At 71.6% G+C, this 12797-nt stretch carries 10 protein-coding genes; 4 read left to right on the top strand and 6 right to left on the bottom strand.

Annotation, left to right across the window (positions count from 1 at the left end; translation table 11 throughout):
• Positions 1-24: 24 nt before the first annotated feature.
• The 5 genes from Q5425_RS28790 to Q5425_RS28770 form a co-directional block, all read right to left on the bottom strand.
• Positions 25-1476, bottom strand: a complete 1452-nt coding sequence (locus tag Q5425_RS28790) for a family 43 glycosylhydrolase (protein ID WP_308675457.1) — start codon at positions 1474-1476, stop codon at positions 25-27.
• 141 nt (positions 1477-1617) lie between these two features.
• Complete coding sequence (locus Q5425_RS28785) at positions 1618-2733, bottom strand: alpha/beta hydrolase (RefSeq protein ID WP_308675456.1); 1116 nt, start codon at positions 2731-2733, stop codon at positions 1618-1620.
• Positions 2734-2842: 109 nt separating this feature from the next.
• Complete coding sequence (locus tag Q5425_RS28780) at positions 2843-3397, bottom strand: snapalysin family zinc-dependent metalloprotease (protein ID WP_308675455.1); 555 nt, start codon at positions 3395-3397, stop codon at positions 2843-2845.
• 167 nt (positions 3398-3564) lie between these two features.
• Positions 3565-4122: a TetR family transcriptional regulator gene (locus Q5425_RS28775; RefSeq protein ID WP_308675454.1), complete on the bottom strand. Its 558-nt coding sequence runs from the start codon at positions 4120-4122 to the stop codon at positions 3565-3567.
• Between the two features lie 2 nt (positions 4123-4124).
• The gene (locus Q5425_RS28770; protein WP_308675453.1) at positions 4125-5600 is read right to left on the bottom strand and encodes an MFS transporter; all 1476 of its coding nucleotides are present in this window, start codon (positions 5598-5600) and stop codon (positions 4125-4127) included.
• 84 nt (positions 5601-5684) lie between these two features.
• Between Q5425_RS28770 and Q5425_RS28765 the strand changes: the two genes are divergently transcribed.
• Complete coding sequence (locus Q5425_RS28765) at positions 5685-5915, top strand: hypothetical protein (RefSeq protein ID WP_308675452.1); 231 nt, start codon at positions 5685-5687, stop codon at positions 5913-5915.
• A gap of 295 nt (positions 5916-6210) precedes the next feature.
• Here Q5425_RS28765 and Q5425_RS28760 read toward each other — a convergent pair whose 3' ends face one another.
• Positions 6211-7386: an ROK family protein gene (locus tag Q5425_RS28760; protein ID WP_308675514.1), complete on the bottom strand. Its 1176-nt coding sequence runs from the start codon at positions 7384-7386 to the stop codon at positions 6211-6213.
• A 137-nt stretch (positions 7387-7523) separates the two neighbouring features.
• Between Q5425_RS28760 and Q5425_RS28755 the strand changes: the two genes are divergently transcribed.
• From Q5425_RS28755 to Q5425_RS28745, 3 genes are read left to right on the top strand one after another with little or no spacing between them, the layout of a single operon-like run.
• Positions 7524-8948, top strand: coding sequence for an APC family permease (locus tag Q5425_RS28755; protein WP_308675451.1), 1425 nt, complete (start codon positions 7524-7526; stop codon positions 8946-8948).
• Positions 8945-11764, top strand: coding sequence for a glycosyl hydrolase 2 galactose-binding domain-containing protein (locus Q5425_RS28750; RefSeq protein ID WP_308675449.1), 2820 nt, complete (start codon positions 8945-8947; stop codon positions 11762-11764). The genes Q5425_RS28755 and Q5425_RS28750 overlap by 4 nt, the downstream gene beginning before the upstream one ends.
• Positions 11761-12696 (top strand): ROK family protein, encoded by a 936-nt coding sequence (locus Q5425_RS28745; protein WP_308675448.1) that lies wholly within the window; start codon positions 11761-11763, stop codon positions 12694-12696. Before Q5425_RS28750 ends, Q5425_RS28745 begins: the two co-directional genes overlap by 4 nt.
• Positions 12697-12797: the final 101 nt, after the last annotated feature.

The raw sequence follows: 12797 nt of genomic DNA, 5'->3' as shown, positions 1-12797 counted from the left end.
TTCGCCGAGGTGGCCTTCACCGGCTCACTGCGCGGGTTCGCCGGAGGGGACGGCGAGCCGGGTGCCCAGCGCCACCGGGGTGCCGAAGTTCGGCGTCCCGTCGGCGTTCCAGGTGAACTTCTGGGCGCGGGTCGTCCGGTTCATGTCGCAACCGCCGTTCGCGGAACTGTTGGCGTGGTAGACGATCCAGTCCTCGGTGCCGTCGGGGGACTTGAAGAACCCGTTGTGGCCGGGGCCGAACACCGAGCCGGCGTCGTAACGCTGGAAGACCGGCTGCGGGGACTTGACCCACGACGACTGCTGCAGCGGATCGCCGCCGTTGTAGGTCAGGATGCCGAGCTTGTAGTCGGGAGTCGAACAGTGGCCGGCCGAGAACACGATGAACGTCTTCCCGTTGCGTTGCAGCACTTCCGCGCCTTCGTTGACCGCGCCGCCGACGGTCTCCCAGCTGTAGCTCGGGCTGGACAGGACGTGCCGCGTGCCGCTCGCCGTCCACGGGTTGGACAGCGGGCGGATGAAGTTGGGCTGGGAGCCGTTGTAGAACGTGCCGAGCAGGTAGAGCTTGCCGTCGAGCTGCAGGATGCTCGGGTCCAGCTCCCACGTGTTGTCCTGCGTGGGATCGAGCAGGTCGGCCTTGAAGCCGTACGGCCCCATCGGGTCGGTCCCGGCGCTCTCGAGCACGTGGATGCGTTGCGTGCCGAGGTCGTAGGGTTCGCGGCCGGCGACGTAGTACAGGTACCAGCGCGGCCCGTTCGGCCCGGTGAGCAGGTGGAATTCGGGCGCCCACATCGTCCCGGCGCCGTTGGGCCGGGTGAGGGTGAACAGGACCGTGTCCGGCGCCGAGGCCAGGCCGCCGAGCGTGCGGGACTTGCGCATGGTGATCGTCGAGTTCCACGTCGTCGTGGCGAGGTGGTAGAAGCCGTTGTAGTACTGCAGCCACGGGTCGGGACCGTGCTGGCTCAGCGGGTTGGTGAAGGTGGCCGCGCTCGTCCCGGCGGCGATCCGCCAGACCCCGCTCGCCGCCGTCGTGCACGGCAGCTGCACGAGCCCGGTCCCGGCCGCCGCCGGGGCGACGCACTTCCCGGACCCGGCCGAAACCAGGGTGACCGTGTTCGTGCCCAAGGCCTGCAGGCGGAATTGCTGGTTCGTGCCGGAATGGCACGCGTACTGGATGACGGTGGCATTGTCGGCGGTGGACGCGCCGTAGATGTCGACGCAGCTGCCCGCGGTCATCGTCGCGATGGTGTAGACGTCGGTGCTGCCCGGCAACGGCGTGAAGGTGAACGTCTGGTTCGCCGCCGAAGAACAACCGCGCTGCACGAGCTGCACCGCGCTCGACGCGTCGGGCACCTCGGCGCAGTTTCCGCTGCCCTGGTTGACCATCGTGCTGCCGAACGCCGCGGCCGCCCGCGCCGGTGCCGCCACGAAGAGCGCGGTCAGCAGAATTGCCGCCGCCAGCCATGGTAATCGCCGCATCGAACCCTCACATCGACCAGAAGGAGAGAAACCCGGAGCTTGCGACGCTACGCCGGAAACGGCCGTCCGGACAGTGAAAGAACAAAACGAACAGCCGATTCCCGGTTTCGGGAAACGGCTGTTCGTGGTGGCCGGAAACGATTACCGGTGCTGCAGGTACCGGTCGAAGAACGCGCTGAGAGCCGCCCGTTGCGTGGTGATGCTCCGGGCCGGGTCCACGGTTCCGACGAACGGGGCGATCGACGCCGGGTCGAGGTCGAGCCGGGGCAGGAGCGCCTGGTAGTCGGTGTAGCTGAAGTGCTCGCCGTCCGGCAGGTGCTGCGCCTGGACCGGGCCGCGCTGGTGGGCGAGGAACTCCTGCCACGACGGATCGGCGGCCGCGCTGTGGTCGCCGGCGCTCAGGAGCAGGAAGGGCTGGTCGAGGCCTTCGTCGGCGACGCGGCCGAACTCGCGGGCCGACTGGGAGTACGCCATGCTGCCGTCGAGGTCGGCGCCCGCGGCGAGCCGGGCGTCTACCACCATCGTTTCGCCGGTGGTGAACCCGCCCGCGGAGTGGCCGAACATGCCGATCCGGGACAGGTCCGGGACCAGCCCGGCCGGGAGCGGGCGGTGCTCGGCGTCCGGATTGCCGCCGCAGGCCAGGGTTTCCAGGGCGTCGAGGACGAACCGGGTGTCCGCGACGCGCGTGGCGATCAGCCGGCGGCCGGCGTCGGGTCCCGAGGGCAGCACCCGCCGTTCGACGCGGCCGCCGGGGAACTCCACCGCCGCCGGCTCGTGCGTGTGGTCGATCGCCACCGTCACGTAACCCTCGCTCGCGAGCTGCTCCAGCTGCGTGGTCCCGACCGAGCGCGGGTACTTGGCACTGGGCGAATAGAGCACGACCGGCCGTCGCCCACCGGCCGCGGGAGCGCCGGCCCGGGCGTGCGTGGGGAAGGTGTAGCCGAGCCGGTCGGCGGTGATGCCGAGCTGCCGCGCATCTTCCCCGGCGATGACCTCGGCGGCTCCCGGGGCCAGATAAGGCGTCTTCGGGCCACCGCCGGAACGCGCGGGATACCGCACGGTCACCATGAGTTCCCGGGTCGTCCCGGCGACCCAGGGGTCCGGCCGGGCGTGGTCGACGAGGTGCAGATCGACGCTGCCGACGGCGTACGGCCCGGTGGGGGCGGGCAAAGCGAGCCGGGTGGCCGCGGCCGCGGAGGCGGGGAGCGCGGTCAGGAACAGGACGCCGGCCAGGCCGGCGACAAAGGGTTTTCGCATGCTTTGACCGTATTGACGGTCCGGTCGCGGCACATCGGGACGATCACCGAGACCGACCCGGTCAGGGTGGTGGCCCGGGCACCGGGCCCGGGCCACCACCCCGCTGGGCTCAGAAGCCGTACACGGTTTCGTACACCCGCTGCTCGGCGTTGGCCGCGACGAGCCCGTTCGCCCACAGCTGGTTCACCCGGCTGCGCTCGGCGGAGTTGGGCACCGCGTTGGTGCAGGACGGGCCGGGGCCGCCGCCCGACATCAGCTCCGAGCACGGGCCCGAGTAGTGGTCGGGCAGCCCGAGGGCGTGCCCGGTCTCGTGCGCGGCGATGCGGGTCGGGTTGTACTGGCGGGCCTGGGTGTAGTCGATGAAGATGGTGCCGCTGCCGTGCCCGTTGGTCGAGGCGTAGGAGCCGCGGGGGTCGTTGCCTTCGGTGTAGCGCAGGCTCGCACCGGAGTTGCGCTCGACCAGCCGGACGTTGGTGACGCTGCGGTTCCAGTTGGCGGCACCGGCGTTGATGACCGAGCGGAACGTCGGCGCGCTCGCGGTGCTGTAGTAGACCGTGGTGACGGCGGCTTCCTGCTCGGTGGCGGCCGACGCGGTGCCCGCGGCGAGCGGGGTCACGGTCAAGGCGAGCGCGACGGCGCCGGCCAGGGCGAACTTCCTCGACATCGGAAGACTCCTCGTAAAGGGGACGGGGATTTGCCGGAATTGCGCGCGCTGTCGAGAATTTACCCGCAAGACGCCGTCCCGGGAGCCGACTAACGTAGGGCGGGGAAGTGGTGATTTACCAACACCAAAGTCGGGTTGACAAACCGCCCGGCGGGGCCCGCCCGCGGTCAGGCGCCCCGGGTCAGGTCGAGGAGCTGCTGTTCCAGCTTCCGGGCCGCCGCCACGTTGATGCCCACGCCCCACAGCGGCGCCGTGCTCGCTCCGTCGGCCGCCGCGACCACCAGGGTCACCACGTGGTCCGGGAGGCCGTCGGCGTGGAGTTCGCGCTCCCACCTCTGGGCGTCCGCGCGGGCGAGCTCGGCGATTTCGGGGATCGAGATCAGCTGGGCGATCAGGGCGATGGTCTCGCGGACGGCGACCTCGTCGTGGGAGGTGTCCAGTGACGCCCGGACGTAGGCGCGCGTCAGCCGGCCCGGGGCCGTGTCGGCGGGGTCCAGTGCCGCCTGGACCTCGGCGCGGAAGCCGTCCAGCAGGTCCTGGGCGAGCGTGCGCACCAGCGCGTCCTTGGCGGGGAAGTGGTACAGCAGCCCGCCCTTCGACACGCCCGCCGCCCGGGCGATGTCGTCGAGGGAAGCCGACACGCCGCGGGTGCGGATGACCGAGGCGGCGGCGTCGAGCAGGGCCCGGCGCGTTTCCTCCGGGCTGCGCCCGGCTTTGCGAGGCATGCTCAGTCCCTTCCGGACGGAATGGTACGCCAGGCGATCAGCGCGGCGACGGCGGTGACGGCGGCCGCCGCGACCGACGTCACCTGCATGGCGCCGGTGAAGGCGGCCCGCGCCGCCTGGGCCAGTTCCGACGCCGGGTCCAGCACGCTCGCGGCTCCGGCGAGCGAATCGCGGACCTCGCCGGGCACCGGGCCCACCGGCAGGAACGCGCGGTAGACCACGTTGACCACCGAACCGAGGATCGCGATGCCCAGCGCCGCCCCGAGTTCGTAGGCGGTCTCGGAAATCGCCGACGCCGAGCCGGCCTTGTCCCGCGGGACGGCGGACAGCACCGAGTCGACGGTCAGCGTCAGCGCCAGCCCGACGCCGAGCCCGACCGGCACCAGCGTCAGGCCCAGCCACCAGTACTGCGGCGCCCGCTCGGCGACCGCGACCAAGGCGAGGCCCAGCGCGGCGACGGCGAGCCCGGCCGCGACGGCCCGGCCCCGGCCGAGCCGCCCGGCGACCACGCCGACGGCGGCCACGACGACGATCGAGGCGAGCGTCGCCGGCATCTCGGCGAACCCCGCCTGCAGCGGTGAAAACCCGCGGACGAGCTGCAGGTACTGCGAGAAGAAGAACAGCAGGCCCATCAGCGCGAAGACCGCGATGAAGTTCGCGAGGACGGCGCCGCTGAAGGCGCCGTTGCGGAACAGCGTCACGTCGATCAAGGGCGCGGCCGCCCGCCGCTGGCGCCGGACGAACAGGACACCGGAGACCACCCCGAGCCCGGCGGCGACGGCCACCTGCCCGTCGAAACCCGCGCTGACGACGTGCTTGACCGCGTAGACCAGCGGGACGATCGCGGCCAGCGACAGCCCGGCCGAGAGCAGGTCGAACCGGCCGGGATCGGGATCGCGCGACTCCGGCAGCAGCCACGCGCCCGCGGCCAGGAAGACGACGACGATCGGCACGTTGATCAGGAACACCGAGCCCCACCAGTAGTGTTCGAGCAGCGTCCCGCCGACCAGCGGGCCCAGCGCGATGCCGCCGCCCGAGCCCGCCGACCAGATCGCGATGGCGCGGGTGCGCTCGCGCGGGTCGGTGAACAGGGTCCGGATGAGCGACAGCGTCGACGGCATGATCGTCGCACCGGCGACGCCGAGCAGCAGCCGCGCGACGACCAGCACGCCGGCGGTGGGGGAGAAGGCGGCCAGCGCGGAGGCGAGCCCGAACGCCGCGGTCCCGATGAGCAGCACCTTCTTGCGCCCGAAGCGATCGGCGAGGTTCCCGGCCGTGACGAGCAGACCGGCGAGGGCGAGCGAGTAGACGTCCCCGATCCACAGGATTTCGGTCGCGCTGGGCGCGAGTTCGCGGGTGAGCGACGGCACGGCCAGGTACAGGACGGTGCCGTCGACGGCGAGCAGGAGCACGGCGCCGACGAGCACGCCCAGCGCGGCCCAGCGGCGCCGCGTGCTCAACGGCCGGAGGGAGGTCATGAGGGTTACTATACCGTCTGGACGGTACAGTAACTCTGGTGAGACCGCTCACGCGTAGGCTGGAGGCAACGGAAGGGGGCGGTCGTGACAGCCGAGGACCTGATGATCGAATTCGCCCTGACGCGCCTGGACCACCCGGACCTCGACTTCGAGGAGATCGCCGCGCTCGTCGTCCGGCGGGGCGGCCCGGAGCGGGCCCTGGAGTTCGCCGCCCGCAACCTCGCCGATCGAGGCGAGTTGCGCGGCGCCGCCTTCCCGACGGCGGTGGAGTACGTGCTGCGGGTGGTGCTCACCCTGCGCGGGCCGTCGGACTAGTCCACTGTGGACGACCGCGGGGCGGGATCGACCCGGCGGACGCCGAAGGTGCCGGCCCGGCCGGTCAGGCGTCCCGCGCGCGCCGGCGATGGTGGTGACACCGGGCGGCCCCGCTCCGACTGCCGTCAGGCGTCCCCCGAGCGCCGGCGATAGCGATGGCACTGTGCGGCCCTGCCCCGGCCGCCGTCAGGCGTCCCGCGCGCGATAGCGATGGCACCGGGCGGCCCCGTCCGACCGCCGTCAGGCGTCCCCCGTACGCCGGCGGTGACACCGGGCGGCCCCGCCCCGGCCGCCGTCACGCGTCCCCCGCCGCGCGGCTCAACCCCCGGCGGTCGAACACCAGCTCGCGGGCCGTGCCCAGCGCGGTTGCGATCGCTCCCGCCAGCACCGCGTCCTCGCCCAGCTGACCGGCCACGATCTCCGGGACCGCCGGGGTCGTCGCGGCCAGGGCCCGCCGCATCGGCTCCGCCAGCAGGTCCGTGTTGCCGCCGATGCCGCCGCCCAGCACGATCAACCGCGGGTCCAGGACCGCCGTCACCGCCGAAACCACGTACGCCAGCTTCTCCGCTTCCTCCTCGACCACCCGCAGCGCGCGCTCGTCGCCCGCGCGGGCCAGGCGGAACACGTCCTTCGCCGAACGCGCCTTCGTCAGCCCGGCCGACCGGGCCGCGGCCACCACCGCCTGGCCCGCCGCCGCCGTCTCCACCGGGCCCGGCCGCCGCGCGCCCGGGCCCCGGTTGAGCCGGGGACCAAACGGGAGGTCCGCGATCTCGCCCGCCGCGCCGTGCGCGCCGCGGAAGAGCTTTCCGTCCACCAGCAGGCCCATGCCGATTCCGGTGCCGACGGTGAGGCACACCAGCACGTCGACCCCGAGCGCCGCGCCGAGTGCGTGCTCGCCGACCGCGCACAGGTTCGCGTCGTTCTCCACCACCACGTCCGAGCCCGCGACGGCCAGCGCGGCGACGAGCTCGTGCAGCAGTCCCCGCCGTTCCCAGCCCGGCAGGTTGGGCGCGCGGTGCACCGTGCCGGTCGCCGGGTCGGGGACGCCGGGGGTGCCGACCACCGTCGACACGACTTCGTGCGGGCTCAGCCCGGCCGAAGAAACCGCGCGCTCGGCGGATTCGCTCACCGTGCGCACCAAAGCGCTCGCCGACCGGCACCGGTTGGGCTCGTCCAGCCGCGCGACGATGCTGCCTTCGAGGTCGGCGACGGCGATCCGGAGCACGCGCCGGCCGATGTCGACGCCCACGACGTGCCCGGCGTCCGGCGCGGCCCGGTAGACGACCGCCGCGCGGCCCGGCCCGGCCAGGCTGCGCCCGGTGGTCCGGACCAGTCCGTGCTGCTCCAGGTCGAGCAGTGCCTGGCCCACCGTGGGTTTCGACAGTCCCGTGTCGGCCGCGATGCGGGGCCGCGTCGCTTCGCCGTGGGCGCGCAGCCGGTCCAGCACCAGGCGCTGGTTGAGGGCCCGCATGCTCGCCGGGGTTCCCACCTGCGGCCCGTTTCGTCCCACGCGTCCTCCTGAGTTGCCGCAAGTTTATCCGCGGAACCCTTCCGGCCCCCGGCGTTCTATGTTAAGAAACTTTACTAACTACGAGTCGGAGGCACGTCGTGAGTTCACCCACTCGTTCAGGGGAACCGCCCGCCCTTGAGCGCAAGATCGGCCCGCTGCAGGCCACCGCGATCAACATGACCCAGATGTGCGGTATCGGCCCGTTCGTCACGATCCCCGCCATGGTCGCCACCATGGGCGGCCCGCAGGCGATGTTCGGCTGGATCATCGGGGCGATCGTCGCGCTGGCCGACGGGCTGATCTGGGCCGAACTCGGTGCCGCCATGCCGGGTGCCGGCGGCACCTACCTCTACCTGCGCGAAGCGTTCCAGTACCGCACCGGCCGCCTGATGCCGTTCCTGTTCGTCTGGAGCGCGGTGCTGTTCATCCCGCTGATCATGTCGACCGGCATCATCGGCCTCGTGCAGTACCTGGGCTACCTGATCCCCGGCGTCACCGGCGAAGACGGCACCACGCCGCTGGGCAAGCTCATCGGCGTCGCCATCACGCTCGTCATCATCGCCGCGCTGTTCCGCAAGATCGGCCAGATCGGCAAGCTCACCACCGTGCTGTTCGTGGTCATGCTGATCGCGGTGCTCACCACCGTCGTCGCGGCGTTCACCCACTTCAGCGGCGCCCAGGCGTTCGCGTTCACCCCCGGTGCGTTCAGCTCGGCCGGCGAGGGCACGTTCTGGGGCGGCCTCGGCGCCGGCCTGATCATCGCCATCTACGACTACCTCGGCTACAACACGACGGCCTACCTCGGCGGCGAGGTGCGCAACCCGGGCCGAACGCTCCCGCGGTCGATCCTCTTCTCGATCGTGGGCATCATGAGCCTGTACTTCCTGCTCCAGGTCGGCGTGCTCGGCTCGGTGCCCCTCGAAGAGCTCAAGACCGCCACCTCGGTCGCCTCCACCGTGCTCGAACAGGCGTGGGGCACGGTGACGGCGAAGGTCGTCACCGTCTTCATCGTCGTCGCGGCCGTCGGCTCGGTTTTCGCCGGCCTGCTCGGCGGCTCCCGCGTGCCGTTCGAAGCCGCGCGGGACAAGGTGTTCCTGCCGATGTTCGGCAAGCTGCACCCGAAGCTGCACCTGCCCACCGCGGGCGTGCTCACCATGGGCGCGATCACGATCATCGGCTCGCTGTTCACGCTGACCGACGTCATCAACGCGGCCGTCGCGACGCTCGTCATCATCCAGTCGCTGGCCCAGGTCGCCGCGATCGTGACACTGCGCCGCCGCCAGCCGGACCTCAAGCGGCCGTACCGGCAGTGGCTCTACCCGGTGCCGACGCTCGTCGCGCTGGTCGGCTGGGTCTACATCTACGTCTCCGCGACCTGGCTCTCGATCGGGCTGTCGCTGGGCTGGATCGCCGTCGGCGCGCTCGCCTACCTCGTCTACGCCAAGGCCGAGCGCACGTGGCCGTTCGGCCCCAAGGAGATCAAGGAAGCCTTCGCCACCGAGACGGAAGGGGCTCAGGCATGAACCGGAAGCTCGCGGTCCTCGCCGCGCTGATCCTCGTGCCCGGCGTGCTCGGCGTGGCCGGGCCGGCCGCCGCGCAGGACGTCCAGGCCGTCGCGAAACCGCACGGGCTCACCACGATCGGCCTGCAGGGCTGGCAGGTCCTCACGACCGCGAAGGTGAAGGACGGCGGTGAGCGGGTCTCCACGCCCGGCTACTCCACCCGCGGCTGGCTGCCGGTGAAGCCGGACGACGCCGGCGCGCCCGGCACCGAGATCACCGCCCTGGTCCAGAACGGCCGGTGCCCCGGCGTCTTCTACTCCGACAACATGCGCAAGTGCTTCGGGTACGTCGACAAGCTCGGGCCCGTCGTGACCCAGCCGTTCTCCGACCCGTGGTGGTACCGCACCGACTTCGCCCCGGCCATCCGGCCGGGACAGCACGCGAAGCTGACCATCCCGGGCATCGTCGGCGAGGGCGACGTCTGGGTGAACGGGCAGCTCGTCGCCACGAAGGACGTCGTGAGCGGCGCGTTCGCCGGGCACACCTTCGACGTCTCGACGCTGGTGAAGCCGGGCCGCAACACCCTGGCGATCAAGGTCTACCCGAACGACCCGACGAAGATGTACACCCTCGACCAGGTCGACTGGGGCCAGATCCCGCCGGACAACAACACCGGCATCCAGTTCCCGCCGACCCTGCAGGTGTCCGACGCCCTGACCGGCGACAACGCCCACGTGGTACAGGACAACGCGCCCGACCTGTCCAGCTCGAAGCTGACGGTGAAGGTGGACGTCACCAACAACGCGGCCACGCCGCAGACCGGCGACGTCGCCGCGACGATCACCCCGCCGTCGGGCGCGCCGATCGTCGTCAAGCAGCGCGTCACGATTCCCGCGAACACCAAGCGGACCGTGACCTTCGCGCCGGTGAAAATCGCGCACCCGCGGGTGTGGTGGCCGTACTCGATGGGCGACCAGCCGCTGTACACGCTGACCACCGCGGTCGCCCAGGGTGGCGTGCTGTCGACGTCGTCGAAGAGCACCTTCGGCATCCGCACGGTCACCTCGCGCCTGGTCGGGAAGTCCGCGCCGCTGCCGGAGGGGGCACGGCAGTTCACCGTCAACGGGCGGGACTTCGTGTTCCGCGGCGGCGGCTTCGCCCCGGACCTGTTCCTGCGCTACGACTCCGCCGACACCGCGCACCAGCTTTCCCTGATCAAGAACCTCGGGCTCTCCGGTGTCCGGCTCGAAGGCCACGACATGCCGCAGGACTTCTACGACCAGGCCGACCGCGCCGGCCTGCTGGTCATCGGCGGGTTCCTGTGCTGTGACGCCTGGCAGCCGGAGGACGCCTCGACGCTGACCGAGCGCGACTACCGGATCATGCACGACTCGGCGTACACGATCGCGCAGATGGAGCGGAACCACCCGAGCGTCTTCAACTACGGCTGGAGCGACAACGAGCCGGTGCCGCGCCAGGAGTCCGAGACGCTGAAGGCGTTCCGGGAAGCCGATTTCCAGGTGCCGGTGATCGCCTCGGCGGAGTACAAGAGCACGCCGACGCTGGGCCAGTCCGGGGAGAAGGAAGGCCCGTACGACTGGGTACCGCCGTCGTACTGGTACGACAGCTCGCACTTCGACCCCGAGGACTCCTCCCGCACGAACGCCGGCGGCGCCTGGGGCTTCGCGAGCGAGCAGAGCGCCGGGCACACCGTGCCGACGCTCGACTCGATCAAGCGGTTCCTCTCCCCGGCCGAGCAGGCCAAGCTGTGGCAGGACCCGGCGTACAACCAGTACCACGCCAACTTCGAGCCGGGTCACGGCGGTTACGCGTTCGGCACGCTGTACACCCTCGACCAGTCGATCGTGCAGCGGTACGGGAAGTGGTCCTCGCTGGAGTCCTATGTGGACCTGGCGAACATCGCGAACTACGAGAACACCCGCTCGCAGTTCGAAGCCTTCCTGCACCACTCGACGGACAAAGCCAACCCGGCGACCGGCGTCGTCTACTGGCAGCTGAACAAGGGCTGGCCGACGCTGCTGTGGTCGCTCTACAACGACGACGGCGACCAGGCGGGTGCGTACTTCGGGGCCCAGAAGGCCAACAAGCCGCTGCACGCGATCTACGGCTACGACAACGGATCCGTGACGCTGGACAACCTCGGTGCCACGACGCAGTCCGGGCTTTCGGTGCGGGCCCGCGTGCTCGACACCGCGGGCAAGGTCCTCGACGACCAGACGGTGGGCGGCCTTTCGCTCGGCAGCCAGGGCGTCAAGACCGGCGTCCTCAAGCCCAAGGTGCCCGCCGAGACGAAGGCACCGGCGCCGGCGCAGGTCTACTTCGTCGAGCTGCAGGTGTCCCACGGCGGGAAGGTCGTCGACCGGAACGTCTACTGGCTGTCGACGCAGAAGGACGTCGTCGACTGGGACAAGACGCTCGGCAACCCGCAGGCGACGCTGTCGCAGTACAGCAACCTGCAGGCCCTGCAGAACCTGCCGCAGTCGCAGATCAGCGCGGTGGCCTCGACCTGCGCGGACGGCGGCGGCCTCGTCACCACGGTGACCGTCACCAACACCTCGAAGACGCCGGGCGCGGCGTTCTTCCTGCGGGCCGACGTCCGCCGCGGGACGCCGGACGGGCGCGAGGCACCGGGGGACAACCAGCTCGCGAACGCGACCTGGGACGACAACGACATCACGCTGTGGCCGGGCCAGTCGCAGACGCTGACCGTCACCTACCGGGCGGCGGACCTGCGCGGCGCGGTGCCGGTGATCAGCGTCGACGGGCTCAACACCGGCCGGATCGTGGTGCGGGGGACAGGAGGGGCGCACGCGTGAGCGAGGAACGGATTCTCGGGATCGACTTCGGCGGCACGAAGGTGGCGCTGGGGCTCGCCGACCGCGACGGCACCCTGCTGGCCACGCGCCGGCTGGACACCGACGCGCAGGCGGGGGCCGAGCAGGTGGTGGTGCGCGCGCTCGCCGCGGCCAGGGCCCTCCTGGCCGACGAGGGCGCGGTGGCCGCGTGCATCGGCGTCGTGAGCCCGGGGATCGTGCTGCCGGACCGCATCCTGCTCGCGCCGAACGTGCCGGGCTGGGAACAGCTGCACCTGCGCGAGCTGGTGGCCGCGGAGTTCCCGGCCGTGCCGATTTCGGTGGGCACGGACGCGAAGGCGGCGGCGCTGGCGGAGTGGCGGTGGGGCGCCCTGGACGGGGCCGACCCCGCGGTGTTCCTCTCCCTGGGCACCGGCATCGCGGCGGCGGTGCTGATCGGCGGCCGGGTGCTGACCGGCGCCAACGGAGCTGCCGGCGAGATCGGGTACAACCTGCTCTCGCCGCAGGACACCGAGGGTTTCGCGAGCGGAGCGGCGCCGCTCGAGGAAGCCGTCGGTGGGCGTGGGCTGGGCGGCCGGGCGAGCGAACTGCTCGGCCGCCCGGTCACCGCCGGGGAGCTGTTCGCGCTGGCCAAGGAGAACGTCGAGGCCAAGGAGCTGGTGACGGCCGCGCTCGACGAACTGTCCATGCACGTGGCCAACCTGGCGATCGCCCTGGACCCGGAGCGCATCGCGGTCGGCGGCGGGCTCGTGCGGTCGGCGGACGTGCTGCTGCCGGCGCTGGCGGACCGGCTCGCGCACGCGGTGCCGTTCCCGCCGCAGCTGGTGGCGGCCCGGTTCGACCAGGACGCGGCGCTGCTGGGCGCGGTGGCGCTGGCCCTGGGCGGCGGTGACCAATCCGGCCAAAAGCAGGCCGGCCCCCACAACGGCACGTAACCATTGCGGCCAAGTCATTCGGCCGTGGCTGTGGTCGGATTGGTCACGATCGGCACAGTGCGTCCGGGTGGTGTGCCGGTGCCCCGACCCGGCACACCACC

The sequence above is a fragment of the Amycolatopsis sp. A133 genome (assembly GCF_031082405.1).
Lineage (GTDB): Bacteria > Actinomycetota > Actinomycetes > Mycobacteriales > Pseudonocardiaceae > Amycolatopsis.
This window is presented reverse-complemented; position numbering and strand designations above follow the sequence as displayed.